22 protein-coding genes and 2 tRNA genes are annotated in these 25,282 nt (G+C 50.2%); 19 read left to right on the forward strand and 5 right to left on the reverse strand.

What is annotated here, in order from left to right; genetic code table 11:
* Positions 1–2: 2 nt before the first annotated feature.
* The 3 genes from ACYZZ0_RS09375 (at position 3) to sbcB (ending at position 1,835) form a co-directional block, all read left to right on the forward strand.
* Positions 3–78 (forward strand) — tRNA-Val (locus ACYZZ0_RS09375).
* 52 nt (positions 79–130) lie between these two features.
* A tRNA-Asp gene (locus tag ACYZZ0_RS09380) sits at positions 131–207 on the forward strand.
* 170 nt (positions 208–377) lie between these two features.
* Positions 378–1,835 (forward strand): exodeoxyribonuclease I, encoded by a 1,458-nt coding sequence (gene sbcB / locus ACYZZ0_RS09385; protein WP_461536356.1) that lies wholly within the window; start codon positions 378–380, stop codon positions 1,833–1,835.
* 40 nt (positions 1,836–1,875) lie between these two features.
* Here the strand turns inward: sbcB and ACYZZ0_RS09390 are convergent, their stop codons facing one another.
* Positions 1,876–2,256 carry a response regulator gene (locus ACYZZ0_RS09390; protein ID WP_461536357.1) on the reverse strand — a complete coding sequence of 127 codons (381 nt, stop codon included), beginning with the start codon at positions 2,254–2,256 and terminating at the stop codon, positions 1,876–1,878.
* Positions 2,257–2,730: 474 nt separating this feature from the next.
* Entirely contained in the window at positions 2,731–3,381 is a 651-nt protein-coding gene (locus ACYZZ0_RS09395; protein WP_461536358.1) for a response regulator transcription factor, read from the reverse strand.
* A gap of 904 nt (positions 3,382–4,285) precedes the next feature.
* Between ACYZZ0_RS09395 and ihfB the strand changes: the two genes are divergently transcribed.
* From ihfB to ACYZZ0_RS09420, 5 genes are all read left to right on the forward strand, one after another.
* Entirely contained in the window at positions 4,286–4,570 is a 285-nt protein-coding gene (ihfB, locus tag ACYZZ0_RS09400) for an integration host factor subunit beta (RefSeq protein ID WP_461536359.1), read from the forward strand.
* 164 nt (positions 4,571–4,734) lie between these two features.
* Positions 4,735–5,052 carry a LapA family protein gene (locus ACYZZ0_RS09405; protein WP_461536360.1) on the forward strand — a complete coding sequence of 106 codons (318 nt, stop codon included), beginning with the start codon at positions 4,735–4,737 and terminating at the stop codon, positions 5,050–5,052.
* Positions 5,052–6,215: a lipopolysaccharide assembly protein LapB gene (lapB, locus tag ACYZZ0_RS09410; protein ID WP_461536361.1), complete on the forward strand. Its 1,164-nt coding sequence runs from the start codon at positions 5,052–5,054 to the stop codon at positions 6,213–6,215. The genes ACYZZ0_RS09405 and lapB overlap by 1 nt, the downstream gene beginning before the upstream one ends.
* Positions 6,216–6,319: 104 nt before the next feature.
* A complete protein-coding gene (gene pyrF, locus ACYZZ0_RS09415; protein WP_461536362.1) occupies positions 6,320–7,042 on the forward strand; it encodes an orotidine-5'-phosphate decarboxylase in 723 nt (240 codons plus the stop codon).
* A gap of 127 nt (positions 7,043–7,169) precedes the next feature.
* Positions 7,170–7,643: a transcription termination/antitermination NusG family protein gene (locus tag ACYZZ0_RS09420; protein WP_461536363.1), complete on the forward strand. Its 474-nt coding sequence runs from the start codon at positions 7,170–7,172 to the stop codon at positions 7,641–7,643.
* Positions 7,644–7,715: 72 nt separating this feature from the next.
* Here the strand turns inward: ACYZZ0_RS09420 and ACYZZ0_RS09425 are convergent, their stop codons facing one another.
* Genes ACYZZ0_RS09425 through ACYZZ0_RS09435 form a run of 3 tightly spaced genes read right to left on the reverse strand, consistent with a single transcriptional unit; the run spans position 7,716 to position 10,231 of the window.
* Positions 7,716–8,465 carry an amino acid ABC transporter ATP-binding protein gene (locus ACYZZ0_RS09425; RefSeq protein ID WP_461536364.1) on the reverse strand — a complete coding sequence of 250 codons (750 nt, stop codon included), beginning with the start codon at positions 8,463–8,465 and terminating at the stop codon, positions 7,716–7,718.
* Entirely contained in the window at positions 8,449–9,435 is a 987-nt protein-coding gene (locus ACYZZ0_RS09430; protein ID WP_461536365.1) for an amino acid ABC transporter permease, read from the reverse strand. Before ACYZZ0_RS09430 ends, ACYZZ0_RS09425 begins: the two co-directional genes overlap by 17 nt.
* A gap of 1 nt (position 9,436) precedes the next feature.
* A complete protein-coding gene (locus ACYZZ0_RS09435) occupies positions 9,437–10,231 on the reverse strand; it encodes a transporter substrate-binding domain-containing protein (RefSeq protein ID WP_461536366.1) in 795 nt (264 codons plus the stop codon).
* Between the two features lie 385 nt (positions 10,232–10,616).
* Here ACYZZ0_RS09435 and ACYZZ0_RS09440 point away from each other — a divergent pair, with 385 nt between their 5' ends.
* The 11 genes from ACYZZ0_RS09440 (at position 10,617) to ccmB (ending at position 25,267) form a co-directional block, all read left to right on the forward strand.
* Positions 10,617–10,865, forward strand: a complete 249-nt coding sequence (locus tag ACYZZ0_RS09440) for a YkgJ family cysteine cluster protein (RefSeq protein ID WP_461536367.1) — start codon at positions 10,617–10,619, stop codon at positions 10,863–10,865.
* A gap of 362 nt (positions 10,866–11,227) precedes the next feature.
* Positions 11,228–12,943: an AMP-binding protein gene (locus ACYZZ0_RS09445; protein ID WP_461536368.1), complete on the forward strand. Its 1,716-nt coding sequence runs from the start codon at positions 11,228–11,230 to the stop codon at positions 12,941–12,943.
* Between the two features lie 99 nt (positions 12,944–13,042).
* A complete protein-coding gene (gene hrpA / locus ACYZZ0_RS09450; RefSeq protein ID WP_461536369.1) occupies positions 13,043–16,942 on the forward strand; it encodes an ATP-dependent RNA helicase HrpA in 3,900 nt (1,299 codons plus the stop codon).
* A gap of 66 nt (positions 16,943–17,008) precedes the next feature.
* Entirely contained in the window at positions 17,009–18,136 is a 1,128-nt protein-coding gene (locus tag ACYZZ0_RS09455) for a beta-ketoacyl-ACP synthase III (protein WP_461536370.1), read from the forward strand.
* A gap of 132 nt (positions 18,137–18,268) precedes the next feature.
* Positions 18,269–18,430 (forward strand): hypothetical protein, encoded by a 162-nt coding sequence (locus ACYZZ0_RS09460; RefSeq protein WP_461536371.1) that lies wholly within the window; start codon positions 18,269–18,271, stop codon positions 18,428–18,430.
* 218 nt (positions 18,431–18,648) lie between these two features.
* Complete coding sequence (locus tag ACYZZ0_RS09465; protein ID WP_461536372.1) at positions 18,649–19,893, forward strand: OprO/OprP family phosphate-selective porin; 1,245 nt, start codon at positions 18,649–18,651, stop codon at positions 19,891–19,893.
* Positions 19,894–20,176: 283 nt separating this feature from the next.
* Positions 20,177–21,607 carry a sigma-54 dependent transcriptional regulator gene (locus ACYZZ0_RS09470; protein ID WP_461536373.1) on the forward strand — a complete coding sequence of 477 codons (1,431 nt, stop codon included), beginning with the start codon at positions 20,177–20,179 and terminating at the stop codon, positions 21,605–21,607.
* 554 nt (positions 21,608–22,161) lie between these two features.
* On the forward strand, positions 22,162–22,890 hold the full coding sequence (locus ACYZZ0_RS09475) for an RNA polymerase sigma factor FliA (RefSeq protein WP_461536374.1): 729 nt from the start codon (positions 22,162–22,164) through the stop codon (positions 22,888–22,890).
* Positions 22,891–22,979: 89 nt separating this feature from the next.
* On the forward strand, positions 22,980–23,471 hold the full coding sequence (locus ACYZZ0_RS09480; protein WP_461536375.1) for a rhodanese-like domain-containing protein: 492 nt from the start codon (positions 22,980–22,982) through the stop codon (positions 23,469–23,471).
* A gap of 390 nt (positions 23,472–23,861) precedes the next feature.
* The gene (ccmA, locus tag ACYZZ0_RS09485) at positions 23,862–24,542 is read left to right on the forward strand and encodes a cytochrome c biogenesis heme-transporting ATPase CcmA (protein ID WP_461536376.1); all 681 of its coding nucleotides are present in this window, start codon (positions 23,862–23,864) and stop codon (positions 24,540–24,542) included.
* Entirely contained in the window at positions 24,542–25,267 is a 726-nt protein-coding gene (gene ccmB / locus ACYZZ0_RS09490) for a heme exporter protein CcmB (protein ID WP_461536377.1), read from the forward strand. The genes ccmA and ccmB overlap by 1 nt, the downstream gene beginning before the upstream one ends.
* The last annotated feature ends 15 nt before the right edge of the window (positions 25,268–25,282 follow it).

Consider the following 25,282-nt stretch of genomic DNA (forward strand, 5'->3'; position numbering starts at 1 on the left):
TTGGGTGATTAGCTCAGCTGGGAGAGCATCTGCCTTACAAGCAGAGGGTCGGCGGTTCGATCCCGTCATCACCCACCATATTTTATTGTTTTGATTACGACAGGCAATCAGGGCAATTGAAAAAGAATGCGGACCGGTAGTTCAGTTGGTTAGAATGCCGGCCTGTCACGCCGGAGGTCGCGGGTTCGAGTCCCGTCCGGTCCGCCATATCAGAAAAACCTGCACAATCATGTGCAGGTTTTTTTTTGCCTGTTTTTTATCTGCTCTTCATCTGTTCTTTGCTCAGGCACTTTTGACTTTGCTTTATGCTGACTGAAAAGTGGCTGGAAAGCTGTGAGCTGGCAGCATAGAGTAGATCTGTCGAATAACATCAAGTGATGGCTATAACTGTGCAGACGTTCTACTTCTATGATTTCGAAACATCTGGTGCTGACCCTGCCCGTGACAGACCCTTACAGTTTGCCGGGATTCGAACAGATGCTGACTTCAATGAAATCGAGAAGGAAGATGTCTGGTATTGTCAGCCAGCAGAAGATGTTCTGCCTCATCCTGAAGCCTGTTTGATCACCGGTATTCTGCCACAGGAAGCTGCAGAAAAAGGGTTGACTGAAAAAGAGTTTGCCCATGCCATTCATCAGGCTTTCTCACGGCCCAAGACCTGTGTAGCGGGATATAACAGTATCCGGTTTGACGATGAAGTGACCCGTTACTGCTTCTATCGTAATTTCCTTGATCCCTATTCCCGTGAATGGCAAAACGGAAACAGTCGCTGGGACTTGATTGATGTTGTGCGTGCCACAGCGGCGTTTCGACCGGATGGCATCAACTGGCCATTGCGTGACGGGCGACGAAGTTTCAAGTTGGAAGAGCTTTCCGTTGCCAATAATATTGAGCATTTGCAGGCACATGATGCTCTGTCAGATGTTCGAGCAACAATTGCCATGGCAAAGCTGGTCAAGGAAAAGCAGCCCAGACTTTTCTCCCATTTGCTATCGCTGCGGGATAAGCGTCAGGTTTTAGCTAAAATCGATCCTCTGTTGAAAAATCCGGTATTGCATGTTTCAGGCATGTACGGGACTGACAGAAATAACCTGGCAGTTGTGCTGCCTATTGCGATGCACCCGGACAATCGTAACGGTGTCATTGTTTATGATCTATCCGTTGATCCGGCACCTTTACTGAAGCTTTCTGTTGAAGAAGTTCAGCAGCGAATATTTACCCCGAAAGCTGATTTGCCTGAGGGGATAGAACGAATCCCGCTCAAGACCATTCATGTCAATCGCTGCCCGGTTATTGCCCCCCTGAAAGTGCTGGATGAAAGCGATCAGAAGCGTTTGCAGCTCGACTATAAACTTTGTCAGCGGCACTACGATCAGTTGATCGGCTCTGATAGCGTGGCTGAAAAAGTACAGGCGGTGTTCTCCAGTCAGTTTAAAGACGGGAAAGTGGCAGATGCCGAACTTCAGTTATACGGTGGCTTTTTCAGTGACCGTGACCGTCGGTTTATTCGCAAGGTAAGCCGTACCGATGGTGCGGCGCTTAAGCATTTGCAGTCTGACTATGATGACGTGCGGCTGGATGCTTTGCTGTTCAGGTATCGTGCGCGTAACTTTCCTGACTCATTGTCGGATTCCGAGCGTGCACAGTGGAATGAACATTGCCGCAGCCGTGTGCTTGAGGGACAGGATGGATTTTTGTCACTGAACAGCTTTCAGAAGCGGGTCGGTGAGCTCAGGGCCGAGCTGGCAGAAGCGGATCGCCATTCTGATATACAGCTGTTAAAGCAGCTGGAAGAATATGTGTTGGCTCAATGCGAACGGGTAAAACAGCCATGAGCGGGTAAAGTAGCTATAAGCATAAAGTAGCTGATCCGGCTTATGAGCGGATCAGCTGACGGAAATGTTCTCTCAGTCGACCGGAAATGACCGGCTTTTCAATATAATCGATGGCACCGGCCTTGATGGCGGTAACAGCGCCGTTCAGGTCGCTGGGGTCGCCAAGAACGACAATCGGCAGGTCGTGTTGAGCAGCCCTGATGTCCTGAAGTGACTCCAGGTTTCTGTCTGTATTTTCAGCCGTTGATGATGTAATCAGAATAAAAGGTTGTTCGCTGCCCAGTGCCTGAATCAGACTCCGGGTTGACTCAAAGCTTTTGAGGCCAAGCTGCTGCCCTTCACAAATTTCCGAAATGGTGTGAGTGGTAGCAGTATCCTGTTCCAGCAGAAAAACCGTTGCTTTGGGTACAGTAGTATTCACGGCCTTTTAATCATCCTTCTTTTGCCTGCAAGTCTAGACATACCAATCGAGGTAATAACTGATAGCTGCGGTGAGTGGTTTTCACGATTCAGGAATATTTCTCATTTCAGTGAGTAACCCTGAGGTGAACTGTTCGATTTCAGTCTAAGAAGAAATCTGAAAACCCGGTATGCAGATATTTACGAGCGACCTTGTGGGGATTACTTAAAGGGTAAAGTATTTGTTTTGCCAGTTTTTCGTAGTCTTTTTGGCTGAAAATGCATTTATTAGTAGTGTTTGCGTATTGTGTGTGTGAAATGCTTTAGGTTTGTTTGTTTTTTGTTGAAACAGTAGACAAGCCGAACGCTTTTAAGTTTACAGGTAATGATTATTACTGTGGGGCAGGGTGAAGCCGTAACAGGGGCGGGACAGGAGCAGAAAGAAAAGGAGCTGCCCGGGAGCAGCCCCTCTATGCTGGCAGGTTTTTATACGCAATTACTTGCGGTTAAAAAACTCTTCGCCGAGGTGTTCTTTCACCTGCATCACCTGACGAACCAGGTGAGCCAGTGATTTGGTACCCATTTTTTCCATCACACGGGAGCGGTGAATTTCAACAGTACGCTGGCTCAGGTTGATGTCGGCAGCAATAACCTTGTTGGCCTTGCCCTGAACAACATGCTGCAGTACCTCGCGTTCACGATCTGTCAGGGTAGACAGACGACGCAGGATTTCCTTGTGCTCCAGCAGTTCTGCACGCTGCTTGGCATCCAGCTTCAGGGCGTCGTTAATCAGATCCAGCAGTTCCTGATCACGGAACGGCTTCTGAATGAAGTTCATGGCGCCGTCTTTAATTGCCTGTACTGCCATCGGTACATCACCGTGACCGGTAATGAAGATGATGGGCAGGATGCAGTGAATTTCATTCAGCTTGCCCTGCAACTCGAGTCCGCTCATGCCCGGCATGCGAATGTCCAGAACGATGCAGCCCGGGCGGTTCTCGTCGTACACTTCCAGAAAATCGGTCGGGGAGTTGAAGACTTCTGCTTTTTGCCCGACAGATTTCATAAGCATTTTCAATGAGTCACGTACAGCTTCATCATCGTCGATGATAAATACAGTCGGATCTTGTTGTTGCTGCTGTTGCATAATCACTCCTTAAAGCAAAGACCGCCGGTATTGAGCACCTATGACCTGAATCGGGTCTTGGATCCGGGTCGGGGTCCTGCTTGATGCTAAACCTCTGTCCGATATCAGGTAGTTGTTAGTATGCTGGCGATCGCCCGATAAAAAACCACATGATAAGGACAGGGCCGATTCAAGGTTAAACAAGCTTCAGGATCGCAAGATGGAAGGATAGCTACTCAGAGTGATCCAAGTTTAGCAAAGAGTCTCTGGTTGTCAGCAGTCTCTTTGCTGCAATCCTGCGTGTCTTAAAGCAGGTTGCCCAAAATCTTCAGCTTCCGTTGTTGCCTGCATTGAAAGCTGCCTGCAGTGAAAGAGGGTTTGCAGGCGGTTAAAAAAGCTTTCATATACCCCGGGTATTCCATCTCCGGTTGGATAATACGCAATCCCCGATTCATGGTTGGTTGCATGATTCAGGTATGCAGAAAAACTGGTCGGAAGTGCTAGTTAAAACGTTTCCGCATATGTACTACTTTGCGCGGGGTTTGTGTATAGTGGAATGCCGACAACCCTTACATTTCGCGGTAAAAGATTACAAAAACAGTGGCCGGAAAAGGCTGAACCGCTCATAACCGGTGTCAGGGGTATCCGGGGCGAAGGGATGTTGCGGCGGTATCCGGCTTTCAGGGTTGAATGAAATTAATGCCTTTAACATCAATAAGTTACTTGATAATGTAGGTCGCCTTGGCTAACCTGATCCGGATTCTTTATGTTGTATTTGCCACGCTGGAGTATGGCATTCCGGTTGATTGAAACGGCTTTCATGCCAGTATGGTATATGTGAAAGGACTCCGGCAAAATTAAGAAGCCTGTGGAACGAAATCCTTGAGGGACAATCCCTGGAGGACAGAGCCAAAAGGACTGTGATATGACCAGATCTGAGCTGATTGAACAAATAGCAGGGCTACAGCCCCAGCTACCTCAAAAGGATGTTGAACTGGCAGTCAAAGGTATTATCGAGTATCTCACCCAGGCACTGGCCAGTGGTAACAGGGTTGAAATTCGGGGGTTTGGCAGTTTTTCTCTTCACTATCGTGCTCCAAGACTTGGCAGGAACCCGAGAACAGGAACAGCTGTCCAACTGGATGAGCGGCATGTTCCTCATTTCAAACCGGGTAAAGAGCTGAGGGACAGGGTAAACAAGAGCCTGTAATTTTCCTCATTGTTGATACCAGAGACGCTGTTGATGCCTGTAACGCTGTTGTAGGATGATAGCTGTCGGCCAATTTTACTAGCCAGTATCGGATCAAACCTGAGCTGATCAGGTGCTCTGCTGTTGTATCTAGTGACCTGCTTTCGTGAATGGAGAGTTTTTGAGTGGATAAGGTCTTTAGAGCCGCAACATGGTTGCTGTACATAGTGATTACGGCAGTGCTGCTGTTGTTGCTGGTCAACTTTGTTGAAGATAACAGTCAGCCGGTTGCGCTGATTATCCTCGGCGGCAAGATACCTTCCCTGCAGATATCGACCCTGGTTATTGGCAGCTTTATTATCGGCGCCTGTGCCGGTCTGATCAGTGCCGCCACATTACTGGTACGTCACCGGCTGGAACGCGCCAGCCTGAAAAGAAAGCTGAAACGAAGGGATGCTGAAATCCGCCGCCTGCGCCAGCAAAGCCTCAAGGGACTGTCCTGATGTCAGAGCCAGCGTTATTGCTGTTGATTATATGCGCAATGCTGGCGGGTTATTTTCTGGGCCGGCGGGATAACAGGCGCAAGCCAGAAGGTCAGGCCACTTACGGTACCGAATATTTTACCGGCCTGAACTATCTGCTTAATGAACAGACTGATGAAGCAATCGAGTCCTTTATCAAGGCACTCGATCTCAACGCTGATGCTTTTGATACTCATCTGGCGCTGGGCAGGCTGTTTTGCAAGCGAGGCGAGATCGAGAAAGCCATCAGGGTCTATCAGGACCTGCTGGCAAGACCCAGTCTTCAGACTTACCAGTCAGCTCAGGTACAACTCGAGCTGGCCCGGGCCTATCAGTCAGCCGGCTTGCTTGACCGGGCTGAAGCCCTCCTTAACGAACTGACCAAATCCAGTGATGATGCCCGCTCAAGTGCTTTGGCCCAGTTGCTTGATATCTATCAGATTGAAAAGGAGTGGAGCAAGGCGCTTAAGGTTGCGGAGACTCTGCGCAAGCTGAAAGGTGATGCCCATTTTGATCATCTGATCGCTCACTTTTACTGTGAATTGGCCGAAAAGTCGGTACGCGATAATGATTATGCTCAGGCTCGCCGGCTGCTGCGCCATGCTGCAAGCCGGGACAAGAACAGTGTCCGGGCCAGCATGATTATGGGGCAGCTGGAATATAATCAGCGTAATTACAAGGCGGCTATCAGTGCCCTGCAGCGGGTGCTGGCTCAGGACGCGCGTTTTGTCCCTGCAACGCTGGGTTTGATTGAGCAAGCCTGCCAGAAGGCTGGTGATATCCGCAGTTATCATAACTATCTGTCCCGCAGTCTGGCAGCCAATGCCTCACCGGTGCTGGTCAGGGCCATGTATCTGCTGATGAAACAGACTGGAGATCATGATGCTGCCAGAGCCTTCCTGATTGAACATCTTAAACAGAAGCCATCACTGACACTGCTGGGATTACTTGTCGGCAGAATGCAGCATGAAAGCGGCAACAGGGCAGTCGCTACTGGCACTGACTTCGAACTGTTGGCGGATCTTATGAACCGCCTGGTTGGGGAAGGGGTTTCTTACTCCTGCCGTGAATGTGGTTATGATGGACGTATGCTGCACTGGCAATGCCCCAGTTGTAAGTCCTGGGGTACAGTGAGTCCGAATTAGGTATCGTCCATACCAAACATAGCCCGTATAAAGTGTTGTTGTCGTATGCGGTTGTGGCCGAAGCGGCAGCGGAAAAGTTGGCAAAGCTAGCAACGGAGAGATTTGTGAGCCACTCTGAAGTGAACGACAGTCCGCTGATTATTGCCCTGGATTATCCGGATCAGGAAAGTGCCCTGAAAATGGCCGGACAACTGGATCCAGCGCTTTGCCGGGTTAAAGTGGGGAAGGAACTTTTCACTGCAGCAGGGCCTGCAATACTGGAAAAACTGACAGGACTTGGGTTCGAAATCTTTCTGGATCTCAAGTTCCATGATATTCCGGCAACGACGGCTGCTGCTGTAGCCCAGGCTGCAGATCATGGCGTCTGGATGGTAAATGTTCACGCCTCCGGTGGTCGACGCATGATGGATGCATGTCGTGAACGGCTGGACAAGTGCAGCCATAAGCCACTGTTGATCGGGGTAACTGTGCTGACCAGTATGGAAGCCGCTGACCTGCAGGAACTCGGTTGTATTGATGAGCCGCAGGACTATGTGAAGCGTCTGGCGCAACTTGCAGATAGCTGCAAGCTGGACGGTGTTGTGTGTTCTGCCCGTGAGTCATCTATGCTAAGGCAGGCTTGCAGTGATAGTTTCAAACTGATTACCCCGGGCATCCGGCCGCAGTGGGCCGCTGCCAATGATCAGCGCCGGATTGTAACACCTGCCGCAGCACTGGAAGCGGGCAGTGATTATCTGGTTATTGGAAGGCCGGTTACCCGGTCAGATAACCCTGTTGACGCTCTGAAGAAAATCCTGGCTGAAACCGGCCTGAGTTCAGGGTTGTGATAATTTTTTACTGTTTTTAAGCTATTAAGTACCTGGACACTTAAAGCTAAATCGCCACTGGCGAATTTTACCGGCCAAACAGGCAGTAGCCGGTTTTCTATCCTGATGTGAAAGCAAGGGGAATCTTATGGATGAGTGGTATGTAATCAAGATCAAGCCCAGAGAAGAACCGCGTGCCCGGGTTCATCTTGAAAACCAGGGGTTTGACTATTATTTCCCCAAACTTGTATTGAAAAACCAGAAAGAGGAATCCTTGTTTCCGGGATATGGATTCCTCTTTCACGATACGGTTGAGAACCTTCCTTACCACAAAATTCGTTCTACCCGTGGTTTGAACGGCTTTCTTCGGTTTGGCATGGGTGAGCCGGTTAAAGTGTCTACCGAGCTGATTGATACCATCAAGCAGCAGGAAAAGCGGTTGGCAGGAAAACCGGTTTTCAGTAAGGGAGATGTTGTTGAGTTTCGTGATGGCCCCTTTAAGGAGCTGCAGGGTGTTTATCTTTCTGACTCGGGGCTTGAGCGTAGTATGGTGCTTATCAACTTCCTCAATCGAGAGCAGAGAGTACAGGTGCCTCAGCGAGTGTTAAGAAAAGGCGCCTGACGCGACACGACCAGATACAAAAATGCCGCCTGTAATGGCGGCATTTTTGTATCCCAGTCTTGTGTTTTTTGGTCAGAGTACCTGATTCAAAAAAGCCTGAAGTCTGGGGCTTTCAGGATTATTAAAGAAGACTTCCGGCGGATCATCTTCAACCAGTTCACCAGCCTCCATAAACAACACCCGGTCAGCGACTTCACGGGCAAAGCCCATTTCATGAGTCACAATAACCATGGTCATGCCTTCGCTGGCCAGTGATTTGATAACATCCAATACCTCGCCAACCATCTCCGGGTCAAGGGCGGAAGTCGGTTCATCAAATAGCATGATGCGTGGCTGCATTGCCAGTGCCCGGGCAATGGCAACACGCTGTTGCTGACCACCGGAAAGCTGCCCCGGGAAACTGCCAGCCTTGTCAGACAGACCTACCCGTTGTAGCAGTTGTTGTGATCTGCTCTCTGCATCACTGCGACTCAGACCACGCACTTTCATTGGTGCGAGACAGATATTGTCCAGCACGGTCATATGGGGAAACAGGTTGAATGACTGGAAAACCATGCCAACCTCTTCCCGCAGTTTGTTGACATCACCGGGTGTTGTCAGGGATATACCATCAACAACAATTTCACCGCCGTTAATGGTTTCCAGCTGATTCAGGGTGCGAAGAAAAGTCGACTTCCCCGAACCACTGGGTCCGATAACGGCAACAACTTCACCTTCCCGAATATTCTGGCTGACACTTTTCAGTGCGTGGTGGCCGTTAGGGTAAATCTTGTCGACATTCTCAGCCTGGATAATATATTCGGTATCAGCCGTGGAGGGCATACTTCTTCTCCAGTCTGGTAACAAGGAATGACAGCAAGCCTGTCAGGACCAGATACATCAGGGCAACAGTGAACCAGACCTCGAACGGGCTGAAAGTTACACTGATCACTTCCCGGCCAGCCTTGGTCAGATCGGTAATAGCGATAACCGAAACCAGTGAAGAGTCCTTGATCAGGTTAATAAACTGTCCTGCCAATGGTGGCAGTACCCGTTTGAATGCCTGCGGCAGGATGATGTAACGCATCGAGGCGTTATAGTCCATGCCAAGGCTGCGGGCGGCTTCCATCTGACCTTTATTAATTGACTCGATACCGGCACGAATAATTTCGGCAATATAGGCACCGGTAAATACTGCAAGCGCGGTGGCGCCAGCGGTAAAACGGTCCAGATTCAGTACTGTACCGATAAAGAAATAGATAATGAAAATCTGGACCAGTAGCGGTGTGCCACGCACCAGTTCGATATAAACAATGGCCAGATTTTTCAGTGCCGGATTGGGTGAAACGCGAGCCAGTCCGGTCAGGCTGCCCAGTAGCAAAGCAAAAACCAGTGCCACCATCGACAGCTTGAGCGTCATCACCAGGCCATCAAGCAGCGGGCCGGCTTTCCATGCCACAGTGGATGTCAGCGGGTCGCCTTCAAATACCAGATCGCCGTCATATACCAGACTGCTCTGGAATTCAGTGACCTGCTGAATGTTATTGGCGTCAAAGTCATCGGTCAGAATGACGGTATTGTCTGCGGTGATGGATACGGTGCCATCAAATTGTGCCCGAACGACATTGTCACTTTTATAGAGAATGTATTCCGGCAGGCGCTCCCAGCGCCAGGAGTAGTCAATGGACTGACTCGATTTATAGAGGCCCAGACCCACCACAAACAATATCAGGCCGAATACAAGGTTCCACAGAACCTTGTTCGGCTGACGTTCCATCTGCTTTGGCGGGTTGACGGGCTTGAAGCCCGCCATATTACTTCAGGTTCCGCTGCCAGGCAGAAGATTCAAACCACTTGCGGTAGATGCGATCGTATGTGCCGTCACCCTTGATCTGGGCAAGGTAGTTGTTGAGCCAGTTCAGGAAGTCGGCATCACCCTTGCGGATACCCCAGCCCAGCGGCTCGTAGGTGAAAGGCTGAGACAGGTGAGCAACCTTGTCGCCGTTCTGGCTGGCATAGATCGCATTGTAAGGCATGTCGTATACCATCGCGTCGGCACGACCCTGAACAACTTCCAGTGCAGCATCAGCTTCAGTTTCAAACAGACGCAGCTTGGCGTTGCTCAGGTAGCGCTTGGCAGCGAAATCACCGGTGGTGCCCAGCTTGGAGGCGATAGTGTATTTGCCTTCATTCAGATCGCGGTAGCTGGTGACTTCATCTTCCAGTCCGTCACGCAACAGAATGCTCTGACCGATGGTGATGTAGGGATCGGCAAAGTTAATCTGCAGGTTACGCTGAGGGGTAACGGTCATGCCTGACATGATGATGTCAAACTTGTCCGTCAGCAGCGCCGGAATGATGCCATCCCATGCAGTGTTAACCAGTTCCAGTTCAACGCCCATGGCTTCAGCCATTTTCTTGGCCAGGTCAACGTCAAAGCCCATAGGTCCGTTTTTGCCGGGGAGTTCAAACGGCATGTAACCGACATCCATTCCAACACGCAATACCTTGCGTTCCAGAATGCGGTCAATGGTGGATTTATCATCGGAAGCCCAGCTGGTCTGGGCCAGCATGAGCAAGGCTGCGCAAAGTGCAAGTATCTTTTTCATTATTATACTCCGGTACGACTTTATGGCCGGTATCGTTCTTATTATGAAAGTGCCGCCTGTTTCTCAGGATGCTGAGTCAGAAGTCACTTTCTGCTTTTGGCTTTTATTATCGAGTCGCTGCTGGTGGCAGGCAGAGATCATCTTGTTATCGTTTGTTCCAGCCATTTGAGACAAAAGTCCAGACTTCACGACGGCTCGATTCTACTGATTTTTTATGCGGGGTAACAGGGTTTTATACGTATAAGTCGTTACAAGGATATAAGGTGCATGCCTGCCGGAGGCGTTGTGGCAGAGCTGGAAGGCAGAAATACCTTATTGTTGTGCAAGTTGCTCTGCTCTATGCTTCGTCGCCCTTTTCTCTACTCCGGATTTTTCTGAAATTATTATGCAGTGTCGTCTTGGATGTGGTGCCTGTTGTATAGCGCCATCGATTTCTTCTTCTATTCCGGGTATGCCGAAGGGAAAACCTGCCAGTGTCAGATGCATCCAGTTAGACGAGAAAAATATGTGCCGTATTTTCGGTTCTGATGACAGGCCGGATGTCTGCAGTCAGTTCACCGCAGAAAAATGGGTCTGTGGTGAAACGGGTAATGAGGCCTTGCAAATTCTTGATCTACTCGAACAAGTCACTTAAAAAAAAGTAAGAAATGATACTTTTTGTAAGTCAAAACAACATGTTGTCGTGTGATGTAAAAAACTGTTACTCTCACGCCGGACAGCCACGACCATAGCGGGGATATGCCTGTACAGAATTCCATCTGTAGCAGACTATGCCTGCATAAAATATGAACAAGCTGGCGCTTCAGCATAAAAATAAAATTGATCGTGCTGAAAAATTTAACTGTCTTTGTAACAACGATAACATCGGCAGCCATACCCTTTTTGGTTGCCAAAGCAAAAGACAGATATTCTGAATAATCAGTCAGGAATCAGGCCGCTTTTCTATTGGCGGCGAATTGATATCCATGGCGATAAAATGTCCTGGGGGGGATAGGGATGCAGCAGAGTAATGTTGCCAGCATTGCAGAAATGTCTGGTATTAACAGCTCGGAGCGACCCGATATTGATCTGGCACATTACAATTCCATTCTTGATGTGCTGAAGGAATCCTGCAAAAAGTTCCACAACAAGCCTGCGTTTTCCAATCTCGGTCATACCATTTCATACAGTGAGCTCTATCAGTTAAGTGGCCAGTTCGCATCCTGGATTCAGCATCATACCGACCTGCAGCCCGGAGACCGGATAGCAGTTCAGCTACCCAATCTGATGCAATATCCGGTCGTCGTTTTTGGCGCGATGCGGGCCGGTCTGGTGATTGTAAATACCAACCCGCTTTACACCGAGCGGGAAATGGAGCACCAGTTTAATGATTCCGGTGCCAAGGCGCTGGTAGTGCTGTCCAATATGGCCAGTGCAGCTGAAAAAGTACTGCCCAAAACCGGTATCAAGCATGTCATTGTGACCCATGTAGGTGACATGTTGCCGATGGTAAAGCGGACGTTGGTGAACAGTGTGATTCGCTACGTTAAAAAGATGGTTCCGCAATACCATCTGCCCCAGGCCATCAGCTTCCGGGAAACATTGAAAAAAGGTCGCCAGCAAGCCTGTAATAATGTTGATAAAACCCAGGATGATCTGGCAGTACTGCAATATACCGGCGGCACCACCGGTGTATCCAAGGGAGCGATGCTGAGCCACCGCAACCTGCTGTCCAATATGCTGCAGGCGAAGGATATTATGACCGCAGCCCTGAATGAGGGCGAAGAATTGATGGTCTGCCCGTTACCGCTGTATCACGTTTATGCCTTCACCTTCCACTGCATGGTGGGCATGATCGGTGGTCAGCATAACCTGCTGATTACCAATCCCCGTGATCTGGATGGCATGGTAAAAGAGCTGCGAGGCAAACCGTTCAGTGTGTTTGTAGGTCTGAACACCCTGTTTGTCGGCCTGATGAATCACACAGAGTTCCGTAATCTGGATTTCTCCAGCCTGAAGCTGACCGCTTCCGGTGGTATGGCGCTGCAGCATGATACTGCGGCCCGTTGGGAAAGCCTGACTGGCTGCAAGGTGGTTGAAGGTTACGGTATGAGTGAAACCTCGCCGATGGTCACAGCTAACCCGCCGTCCCAGCCCCGTATTGGCTCTATTGGTGTGCCGGTACCGTCTACGTCATTGCGACTGGTGGATGACAACGGCAATGAGCCGCTCAAGGGTGAAGCCGGGGAGCTGTGGGTAAAAGGCCCGCAGGTGATGGACGGTTACTGGAATATGCCGGAAGAGTCGGCCAATGTACTGACTGAAGATGGCTGGCTCAAGACTGGGGATATTGCGGTATTTGAAGATGATGGTTTTGTACGTCTGGTTGATCGCAAGAAAGACATGATTGTGGTCTCCGGTTTCAATGTCTATCCCAACGAACTGGAAGACGTACTGGCTGATCATCCGGATATATCCCAGAGTGCAGCCATTGGTATTCCCAGTGATAAAACCGGTGAAGCGATCAAAATCTTTGCGGTACGCACCAATCCCGAGCTGGAAAAGGAAGAAGTAATCGCCTTTATCCGCAAGAAAGTCACCGGGTATAAGGTACCGAAGATTGTTGAGTTCCGGGATGAACTGCCAACAACCAACGTGGGTAAAATCCTGCGCCGCAAGCTGCGTGAAGAGGAACTGGAAAAGCGCAGCCGAATCACCATTGGTGCTCAGTAAACAGGCTTACCCCCAATAGGGAGGAACCCTGTAACAGGTGCCTTATCCCAGCCCCGCCGTTATAATGCGGGGCTTTTAGTTTCCGGATATCCATTCAGCGTGAACCAGACGCCCATTTCCCGCCAGACCCTGCAGAAACAATTATCCGAGTGCATGCTCAAGGATCAGTACCGGTTGCGCCAGCGGCTGAACCGGCTGAAGCGTGATGATGCAAACGGGCTGGAGAAGTTATCCCGGACCGTTGAAAAGTCGGTGGCACTCGCTACCGAGCGCGCTGCCGGGGTTCCGGTTATCAATTATGATGATGCGCTTCCGGTTGCTGCACGGCGGGATGAACTGCTGGAAGTTATTGGCAACAACCAGGTTATTGTGGTTGCGGGTGAAACCGGCTCGGGTAAAACAACCCAGTTGCCTAAAATCTGTCTGGAGCTGGGGCGTGGTATCAAGGGCATGATTGGTCATACCCAGCCGCGGCGACTGGCAGCCCGCTCGGTATCCAACCGGATTGCGGAAGAACTGAATACGACACCGGGTGATAAAGTCGGTTACCAGGTTCGTTTTACCGAACAGACGGGTGACAATACGCTGGTCAAGGTGATGACCGATGGTATTCTGCTGGCCGAAATTCCCCATGACCGTTTTCTTAATCGTTATGACACCCTGATTATCGATGAGGCCCATGAACGCAGCCTGAATATTGATTTCCTGCTGGGCTATATCAAGCTGATTCTTCCGCGTCGTCCTGATCTGAAAGTTATCATTACATCGGCAACTATCGACGTTGATCGCTTTTCAAAGCACTTTGATAACGCGCCGGTGATAGAAGTTTCAGGACGTACCTATCCGGTTGAAACCCGTTATCGTCCACTGGAAGAACTGGATCTGGAAACAGATGACAGTGAGCAGTTACTTCATGCAGGTCTGTTGAGTGCTCTGCAAGAGATTGAACAGGATGAACGTGCGGGCAAGGCCGCACCGCTGGGTGATGTGCTGGTTTTCCTGAGTGGTGAAAGGGATATTCGGGAGGCCGCCAAATTTCTGCGGGATGCCAAACTTCGCAATACTGAAGTGCTGCCACTGTATGCCCGACTGTCAGCAGCGGAACAGCAGCGTATTTTCCGTACCCACGCCGGCCGCCGTATTATCCTGTCGACCAATGTAGCCGAAACATCTCTGACAGTACCGGGTATTCGTTATGTGATTGATCCCGGTATGGCCCGGATCAGTCGTTACAGTGTCCGCTCCAATGTCCAGCGGTTGCCGGTTGAAGCTATTTCACAGGCCAGTGCCAATCAGCGTATGGGGCGATGTGGTCGTGTGGCTGAAGGTATCTGCTACCGGCTTTATTCCGAACAGGACTTTCTGAGTCGCCCTGAATTTACCGATGCAGAAATAAAGCGCACCAATCTGGCAGCCGTTATTCTGCAGATGCTGCGCCTAGGCCTGGGTGATGTCAGCCGGTTCCCGTTTGTTGATGCACCGGAAAAAAAGGCAATAAACGATGGTTTTCGGATGTTGCTGGCGCTGGGCGCTGTCGACACCAAAAACCATATTTCTGCTATTGGTAAGCAATTAAGCCGGTTACCCATTGATCCGCGTATCGGGCGGATGCTGCTTGCGGCCGCACGAGAGGGTGCCCTGAATGAAGTGCTGGTTATTGCCAGTGCCCTGAGTATTCAGGATCCACGTGAACGTCCGGTTGAAAAGCGTCAGGCTGCAGATCAGCGTCACCGTGAGTTCTATGATGAAAACTCCGACTTTATGACACTGCTTAACCTGTGGAATGGCTGGGAAGAGCAGCGTCAGGAGTTGTCCCAGAATCAGCTGCGGAAATATGCCAAAAGCCAGTTCCTGTCATTTATGCGCATGCGTGAGTGGCGGGATATGCATCGGCAGTTGATGTTGGCGTGTAAGGATCTGAAGCTGCCAATGAATCCTGAGCCGGCATCCTATGACGACCTGCACAAGTCTCTGCTGCCCGGGCTGCTTGGCAATCTGGGTTCCAGAGATGAAGAAGCTGACTATATGGGTGCCCGTAACCGTCGCTTCTTTGTATTTCCGACCTCTGCCCTGTACAAGCGTAAGCCACGTTGGGTGATGTCTGCCGAGCTGGTGGAAACCTCAAGACTGTTTGCCCGTACGGTCGCCAAAATTAATCCGGACTGGATCGAGCCCTGTGCCCGTCATCTGGTTAAACGACAATACTTTGAGCCGCACTGGGAAAAGCGTCGTGGGCAAGTAGTAGCCTTTGAGCAGGTGACCCTTTATGGCCTGATTATTGTAGCCAAGCGGCGTATCAATTATGGCCGAATAGATCCCAAGGTTGCCCGTGAAATCTTTATCCGCTCAGCCCTGGTTGAAGGTGAATTTATTACCAAAGGCAAATTCTATCGTCACAACCTGGATTTGCTGGGGCAAGTAGAAGATATGGAATCCCGGGTTCGGCGCCGGGATATTCTGGTCGATGAAGAGCAACTCTATGGATTCTATGATGAGCGGATTCCGGAAAATGTAACCAATGCGGTAGAGTTCGAGCAGTGGCGCAAGAAAGCTGAAAAGGAAAGCCCCGAGCTGCTTCATATGAATCTGGAACAGTTGATGCGAGAAGGGGCAGCAACCGGTTCCCAGCAGCAATATCCTGATCACCTGACATGGCAGAGCCTGAACTTCCCGCTCAAATACCAGTTTGAGCCGGGTCAAAAGGACGATGGCGTTACCCTTGAAGTGCCTGTCGGGCTACTGGCCCAGCTTCCAAAGAACCGGCTGGAATGGCTGGTGCCAGGCATGCTGCGAGATAAGTGTATCGCCCTGATTCGTGGCCTGCCTAAAGCTATTCGCCGCAACTTTGTACCGGTGCCGGATTATGTCGATGCTGCTTTGGATATCATGTCGCCGGATGATAAACCGCTGACTGAGATGCTTTCTACCTGTCTGTTGAAAATGACGGGTATCAGAATTCCGCCGGAAGCCTGGCAGGGCGGCAGTATCGAAAACCATCTGCAAATGAATATCCGGGTGCTGGATGATAAGGGCAAATCACTGGGAGAAGGTCGCGATGCCAGTGAATTGCGGGAACGCTTCAGTGACTATTCACAGGCTGCAGTAACTCGTCATGCTTCCGGTGGCATTGAAAGAGAAGGACTGACTCAGTGGGACTTCGGAGATATTCCCGAAATGCTGGAATCGGTTCAGGCAGGTATGTCGATCAAGGCATGGCCTGCGCTGGTCGATGAAAAAACGTCAGTTGCCTTAAAAGTATTTGATACCGAATATGCAGCACAACAGGCGCATGTTCAGGGTGTCGTACGCTTGATTCGACTGATGTTGCCGGAACAGCTGTTCAGGTTTGTACGAAAGGAAATCAAGCACTTTGAGCAAACCGCTCTGTTTGCCGTCAGCTACGTGGATCGCAAAGCGTTGCTGGCCGATTTTGAACTGCTGGCGATTCGAATGGCGTTTTTAAAAGATGAAATGCCGCGGACAGAAGCTGATTTCAAGCAGTTGCTGGAGCAGGGGCGAGCCGAGCTGGTGCCGGTAGCCCAGAAGCTGGATCAGTTGCTCTATGATGTTTTCCGGAGTGCTCACGCTATCAGCAAGAAGCTGAAAGGCGGTATCTCGCTCAATCATGCAGTATCACTGGGTGATATTCGGCAGCAAATGCAGGAGCTGCTTTATCCTGGATTCCTGCGCCAGCTGACACCGGAAATTCTGGAGCACTACCCGCGCTATATGCAGGCTGTCGAAATCCGGCAGGAAAAACTTGCCCGGGATCTGGCCCGTGACCGTGCAGCAACAGAAGAGCTGCAGCACTTCAGGCATATGTATGAGGAACGCAAGAAAGCGCATCAGTCGCAGCAGATCGCAGACCCTGCTCTGGAGCAGTTCCGCTGGCTGCTGGAAGAATACCGGGTTTCGCTGTTTGCCCAGACACTCGGAACGCAGCAAACGGTTTCGGCCAAACGCTTGCGTAAATTCTGGGAGACAGTAATTATACCCTGATTACTACAATATCATGACAGTATGTCGTGCAGCGGAAGCTGCACGATAGAGGGGGATAAACAGGTTATGACAACAAAAAAGGCGGTTATCAGCGGAACCGGGCTGTTCACCCCAGACAGCAGTATTTCCAATGATGAACTGGTTGAATCATTTAATACCTGGTCTCAGCAGTATAACAAGGACAATGAACAGGCCATCGCTGCAGGGGAAATTGAACCCCAGCCTGAATCCAATGCTGAATTTATTCTAAAAGCGTCGGGTATTCGCAGTCGTTATGTGATGGATAAGGAAGGTATTCTTGATCCGGAACGTATGCGCCCACGTATTCCCGAGCGCTCAAATGAAGAGCCTTCCATTCAGTGCGAGATGGCACTGAAGGCCGCAAATCAGGCCCTGGACAGTGCCGGTCGTCTTCCCCAGGATGTGGATATGGTGATTGTTGCCTGCTCCAATATGCAGCGCCCTTATCCGGCCGTAGCTGTTGAAGTACAACACCATCTGGGTGCCGGCGGTTTCGGTTACGATATGAATGTTGCCTGTTCATCTGCCACCTTTGGTCTGCAGGCAGCAGTCAGTGCCATTGAAAGTGGTTCGGCGTCGTGTGTGTTGATGGTGAATCCGGAAATTTGTACTGGCCACCTGAACTTTCGTGATCGTGACAGTCATTTTATTTTTGGTGATGCCTGCACTGCCGTAGTTGTCGAAGCAGAAGACAAAGCGCGTCTGAATAATGCTTTCCGGGTACTGGGTACTAAAACCTGGACCGGTTTCTCCAGCAATATTCGCAATAACTTCGGCTTTCTGAACCATTGCGATGAGTCCGGTATTGGTCAAAAGGACAAGCTGTTTGTCCAGAATGGTCGCAAGGTATTTAAAGAAGTCTGCCCCAAGGTGGCAGAGCATATTCAGCAGCATTTGCAGGAACTGGAGCTTCAGCCGGACGCTTTGAGCCGAATGTGGCTGCATCAGGCCAACCTCAGTATGAACCAGCTGATCAGCAAGAAAGTGCTGGGCCGGGTGCCTGAAGCTACAGAAGCACCGGTTATTCTTGATGAGTATGCCAATACCAGCTCTGCAGGTTCGATTATTGCCTTCCATAAGCACAGTCAGGATCTTGATCCGGGTGATAAAGGCGTAATCTGCAGCTTTGGTGCCGGTTATTCTGTTGGTAGTGTTGTGGTTGAACGTATATAAGTTTTCTTGATTCTGATAACCGCCGAAACCTTTCTTGTTTTGGCGGTTGTTGCCTCTGGCTTTACCCTAAAGGAAATTGCGACCCTGCCGACAGCTCGAGAATGAACCCTGCTTTTGTTCTGGAGCCCTTCAATGGAACGCCCTGTTAATCAGCTTGCCCTTGCCGCCACTATTATCTGCTTCTCTCTGGCTCTGTTGGGTTTTGCTGTCAGTGCAGAAGAAGAGCTGGTGGTTATTAAAGAGTGGATTCAGGCTGAATTCACCGATCAGGATGGTAAGCAGTCGAATAACTGACAGCCAATTATCAGACTGATGTCATATTTCCTTAAAATACACGTCATTTTTACGTCAATTTAACGTCATCCCGCTGCAACACTCTAACCGGAATATATCTCTCCATTCGGTGTGGCTTTAAACCGGAATTGCCTTCAGAGGGAACTGAGTGCATCCGGTTATCTGCTGCCCTTCCATCAAAGAAAAAACAACACAAAACCTGTTGGAGAGATTCCATAATGAAATCCAGACTGCTGCCACTGGTTGCTGCCATTGCCCTGACAACCCAGGCGACTGCCGGTGTCGTTAAAACCGATGGTGAAGACATTATTATCAGCACCAAGGGTGGACTGAAACTGGAAACCGCGGACAAGCAGTTTTCATTCAAACTGAGTGGCAAGCTGCAGTGGGACTATGCCGGCTATGACGATATCTATGCACAGGAAAACGCGGCATCTGCAACCGAAAAACGCAGTGGTCGTACCGGTTACATTCGTCGGGCTGAAATTGGGCTGAGCGGCAAGGCATATGATGACTGGAAGTACAAGCTGAAGCTGGAAAAAGACAGTGATGACAAAATAGAGCTGGGTGATGCCAAGATCACCTATACAGGCATCAAGCCGGTAGACATTACTGTAGGTCGCTGGGGCTTTGACTATGGCCTGGAAAATACAACCAGCTCATCCTGGATCATGGGTATCGAGCGACCGATGATTTACGATGCCCTGAACGGTGATGAAGGTAATGACTACGGTATTGAAGTAGCAACAGCGGGTAAAAACTATACCGTGGCACTGGGTGTCCATCGTCAGGATGAAAACAAGGATGTCAAAAACAGTAAAAAAGACCAGTTCGGATTCGCTATGAGGGGTACATTTGCGCCGGTGATGACGGATGACATGCTGGTGCATCTGGGGGTGAACTATTACAACGCCAACCCGGATAAAAATGCGGTTGGCGCAGCCAAGACCCGCATTGGTGTGAAGAAGGCTGAAAAGCAGAGTCTGTTCAGTGATATTGCCAGTGCCAAAGATGATACCGAATATACTCTGGAAGCTGCGCTGCAGTTCCAGTCACTGCAGCTGCAGGCCGAGTACTTTAATCGCAACATCAAGGCCGAGGCGGCTAACAGTGATGTCAAACTGAGTGGTTACTATGGCCAGGTGTCTTATATGGTTGACGGTGGCAAACGCTCCTATAAGGACGGAGCTTTTGGCAAGCCCAAAGGTGGCTCAATTGAAGTCTTTGCCCGCTTCAGTGATATGACCGTTGATGCTGACAGTGCAATATCCAAGGGATACAACAATAAGGATGTCGAAGTCAGCAGCTATACCCTGGGTGTAAACTACTTCCCCACCAAAAACATTCGTGCCAGCCTGAACTATGTTTCCGGCCAGCTGGATAACTATACCGGCATCAAGAATGTTGCCACTGCAGATAATGATGGCTCTGCGGTTGTCGGTCGACTTCAGTATGTCTTCTGATGTCGGGCTGATAGTCTGACAGCTTCTATCTGAAAAACTGAACCTGTCATCGTGATCAGCGGTGGCAGGTTTTTGATTTTTATTCTCAATAATATCCGCCTAATAATCTCTTTCGATTACCTGTGTCAAGCATTTTTGCCGCCTTCCTGACACATAAAAAATAAAGCAGATCAGTCGTTTGACGAGTCAGAAATCTGCACCTTTACTTAAAACTAAAGGGAATAAAAACTTCATATAAAACGGATTTTAAATTCCTCGTTGCGATAACGAGGTTTCGCTGCCTATGGATAAAATAACCCGCATACTGATCATTGAAGACGATCAAAAACGTCAGCAGGCGCTGGCTGGATTATTGTCTTTTGTGGGTTACCGAGCAGATTTGTGTGGGTCAATGGACTGGTCCCAGATGGATCGAAGCAAGACCGAAGCCGTTATTCTGGGTTCCTTTATTCACTCGGAAACAACGCTGGCGGGAATGCTGGGCCATATTCAGCAGAAGCTGGGGGCTGGCATCCCGGTTTTGCTGCTGGAACATGAAATTGACACTGCTCATTTGCCGCCTGTCTGTCGTCGCCAGGTGGTTCATACCCTGCCGGGAACCTTTAATTACAACCAGCTGATAGACGCAATGCACTACGCGGATCTCTATCGAGAACAATGGAGCAAGCGCCAGCCCATTGACGACACCCAGCTGCAGCTGTTTCGCAGCCTGGTGGGTAGTAGTCAGGCAATTCAGTCAGTACGGCAACTCATGTCACAGGTTGCCGATAAGGATGTCACTGTGCTGATTACCGGTGAGTCAGGCACCGGTAAGGAAGTCGTTGCCCGCAATCTGCATGATCACTCTCATCGTTGCAATGGCCCTTTTGTGCCGGTTAACTGTGGTGCAATACCGCCAGATCTGTTGGAAAGTGAACTGTTTGGTCACGAAAAGGGCGCCTTTACCGGTGCCATTCACACTCGTGTTGGCCGGTTTGAAATGGCCCGTGGCGGTACCCTGTTTCTGGATGAAATCGGTGATATGCCGCTACCGATGCAGGTGAAACTACTCAGGGTTATACAGGAACAGGTGTTTGAGCGGGTAGGTGGAGGCCAGCCGATCAAATCTGATGTTCGAATCATTGCTGCAACCCACAAAGACCTGGAGCATATGATTGCCGAAGGCACATTCCGTGAAGATCTGTTTTATCGCCTGAATGTTTTTCCTATCAATATGCCTTCACTGCGGGAGCGGGTTGAAGATATTCCGGTAATTCTGAATGACCTGATTACCCGGATGGAGAACCGCCATAAAGGCTCGGTCAAGCTCAGCTCCAGAGCCATTCTGTCGCTCTGTCGCAATGACTGGCCGGGAAATGTCAGGGAGTTGTCGAATTTCTTGGAGCGGATGGCGATTATGTACCCGCAGGGTGTGATTGGCGTAAAGGATTTGCCCGAGTCTTTCCGCCATTTGCAGGAAAGTCAGGATGATGACGGCATTGCCGAAATGTTTCCTGACAGCGTTCCTACCGGAGAGAATGGCAGGCTGGATGAGTTGGCGGTGCTGCCCATGTCAGGGATCAATCTGAAAGATTTTCTGGCGAAACTGGAGAAAAAGTTGATTCGCCAGGCGCTGGATGACTGTAATTGTGTGGTATCGCGGGCTGCTGACAAACTCCATATCCGCCGCACAACGCTGGTGGAAAAGATGAGAAAGTACGGCATGCAACGTTAAGGCAAAACAGAAAACTTCAGAAAAAATAAAAAAACTGGCATTTGCCAGTTTTTTTATGCGCGAAAATTTTGTTTAAATGGAAGTAACCGGCTTTCAGAAATTGGCCGGTTCGACTCTCAGCTCTTACCTGTGTATTACCCCCGAGTTGTTTTTCTGAGCGAGTGTGGCAAATATGTGATGAATTCCGTCACTCTAATAAAAATAATTGTCACGATTTTGGCAATGATGGTTATAACGACAAAAAAATAACGGCAAAAGTGCGGCTAAAAGCCGGTTTGCTTATCTGTTTTTTGACACTTTACCAGCGCCAGTATTTTGCGAATTTCATAAAGTGCTGTTTTAGCTGCCTAATTTGGAGACCAGTAACAGTCGCCTGTGCCCGCGTTCAAGTTGGCACATAACTTGAATTACTTTAGGGGACTGTCTCCATCGGGCATTCGCAAAGGCACAGGGATCGTGCCGGGCCCGGAGCATTTATTCAGGCCGGTTGTTTTTTACTGACAAGTTTGTGAAAGACAGCCGGTTATCAGGATCACAGGGAAAGGATCTGATCAATGGATGCGCTACTCAAGGACGAAAGCTCAAAAGGTACCAGTCGGGCCACGATGACTGCACTGGTAGAGAAACACACCCCTCTGGTTAAACGAATTGCCCACCACCTTGCTGCGAGAATGCCAGCCTGCGTCCAGCTGGATGACCTGGTTCAGTCCGGCATGATCGGTCTGCTGGAAGCCGCCCAGAAATATGATGCCGAGAAAGGCGCCAGCTTTGAAACCTTCGCCGGAATCCGGATCCGGGGTGCGATGCTGGACGAGATCCGTCGTGGAGACTGGGGACCCCGTTCGGTGTATCGCAACAGCCGCCGTGTAAGTGAAGCGATTCAGGTGATCGAATCCAAAAACGGACGCGATGCCAAGGATTCTGAAGTTGCCGACCAGCTGGGAGTCGGCCTCAACGAATACTATGCCATGCTGAATGACCTGCGCGGCTGCCGCCTGTTCAGCTTTGAGGAAGTGTTTGAAAGTGAAGAGTCCAGGGTTCAGCCTTCTTCCCGCGATCGTGGCCCCCAGGCTGATGCCCAGGATGAGAAGTTCATCAATGCCCTGATTGATGCCATCGAAACCCTGCCGGAACGGGAACAGCTGGTACTGATGCTGTATTACGAGAAAGAGCTCAACCTGAAGGAAATAGGTAAGGTGCTCGGCGTCAGTGAGTCCCGGGTCAGTCAGATTCACAGCCAGGCAGCCCAGCGGCTGCGGGCCAGAATGACCCAGTGGGCCTGATCCTCAGGTCCACAATATGCGGATTAGTTATGACCGAATGGACAGCATTCTGCTTAACTGAATAATACCGCTGTACATTCGAGGTGTTTATGAAATGGAGTTCACGCACCTTCGGTTGTTGCCTGATGTTTGTGGTGTCACTGCTGCAAACTGTTCCATCAGCTGCCACTGAAGCGCCTACCAGTATTAACGGTGTCATTACGGTCAATGTGCATCAGGCACGTTATCTGTATGAAGCCGGAGCCGTATTCCTTGATGTCAGACCCCAGGAACAATGGGAATGGGGGCATGTTGAAGGTGCTCACAGCCTTGATCTGGGATCGGCCTTTTCACAACTCAGCTACCGGGATGATATCGACCGGGAAACTCCGATGGTGATCTACGGCAACAGTTCGTATCACATGCAGGGTGCTTTCGCGAGTTATCTGGCATCACTCTGGGGTTACAAGCGTATCTTTTATCTGCGTGAAGGCTACTTCAGTTGGCTGTCAAAGGACTTTCCGGTGGACCTGACAGCAGAGCGTGACCCGGCTTGTCTGGCACAGGCAGAACTGCCCGCATCTGACGCCAAAACCTGCTAGTTTTTTACCCTGTCTTCGATAAAACCCGCTTTCAGGTTGTGCCTGGAAGCGGGTTTTACCTGTCCTGATTCCTTCCTTGCATAAAAATGACCTTGATCATTGCTGTTGGCAATATCTTTTTATGTATAATCCGAACCGGTTATGCAGGTCCGACCCCTCCGGACAAATGTTGGTGATGCCTTTGACCAGTCTGGCAAGACGCCAGAGTGAATGCTGCACACATATTCGACAGGACTCGTAATCTGTGCCGCTATGTACGCATTGTCATTCCCGGCAGGCGCTGTATCTTGGGTCACGTATTCTGGTCAATATTTCGTGGTCAACTGTATAAAGAGATAACTCTGGATTTGCTCAGAGTTGCGATGAAGATCAAAACCAAGAGAGCTGCCCTTGCTGGAAGTTGTCAATCTTGCCTGTGAGCGTGATGAACGCGTACTGTTTTCAGGCCTGTCCTTTACCTGCCCCAAAGGCAGTATTACCCGCATTGAAGGACCCAATGGCTGTGGTAAAACAACACTGCTGAGAATCCTCGGGGGGCTGGGGGTTGCAGCTGAAGGTGAAGTCTTCTGGGCGGGCCAGTCAATAATTGAAGAACGTCATCTCTATCTTTCCCATCTGAATTACTGCGGACACCAGCCCGGTGTGAAGCTGAGTCTCACCGCGGCTGAAAATCTGGCTTGGTATGCCGGTCTGCATGTGAACATTGAGCGCAAAGAGCTGGAACTGTTGCTGGCCGATGTTGGCCTGCGAGGTTTTGAAGATGTGCCCTGCTATCGGCTGTCTGCCGGTCAGCAACGCCGGGTTGCACTGGCAAGATTGCTGCTTAACCGTCATGTGAATAACGATAATGCCGGTCAGCTGTGGATTCTGGACGAACCTTTTACTGCTATCGATATCAGCGGTGTCCATGAGCTGGAACAGCGACTGATCGATCACGCCAACCAGGGCGGCATCGTGGTACTGACTACCCACCATGAAATGGTGCTGGACAACTGCACCTTCCAGTCAATCAAGTTGGGTGAGTTTGTGCCCACAGCTGATCAACTGATCCAGGAAGAGGAGGACTTTTAATGACCACTTCTTCCGCAACTACACATTCCACAATTACACAATCACATTCCGTATCTTCCGGTCAGGCATTTATGACCCTGCTGCGTCGGGATATGCTGCTGGCAATTCGCAACAAGGGTGACTGGGTCAATCCGCTGTTCTTCTATCTGCTGATTGTCATGTTGTTCCCGCTGGCGATTACACCGCAGAAAGATTCCTTGATCGAAATGGCCGGTGGTGCCATCTGGATTGCAGCACTGCTGTCAGTACTGCTTTCGATGGACAGTCTATTCCGCTCCGACTTCGAAGACGGCAGCCTTGAACAGTTATTGCTGGCGCCCCATCCGCTGTCACTGATGGTGATATCAAAACTGCTGGCGCACTGGTTGCTGACCGGTCTGTTGCTGACCCTGTTTAGCCCGTTGCTGGCGCTGCTGTTGCACCTCCCTTTTGAGGCTGGAAAAGCACTGTTTGCCGGTCTGCTGGTGGGTACACCCATTCTCAGTATTCTCGGTGCCATTGGTGTGGCACTGACAGTTGGTCTGCGTCGCGGTGGTGTTTTGCTATCGCTGCTGGTGATGCCGCTGTATATCCCGATTCTTATTTTTGGCAGTGGTGCCGTGCTGGCAGCGCTGGACGGTCTATCATGGGCTGGGCATATCTACTGGCTGGGTTCGTTACTTATGCTGGCGTTGACACTCGGACCTTTTGCCATTGCCGGAGCACTGCGTATCTCGCTTGAGTGATATGCAGGAATGAGA

This window comes from Spongorhabdus nitratireducens (assembly GCA_947387575.1).
Taxonomy (GTDB): domain Bacteria; phylum Pseudomonadota; class Gammaproteobacteria; order Pseudomonadales; family Endozoicomonadaceae; genus CANDOC01.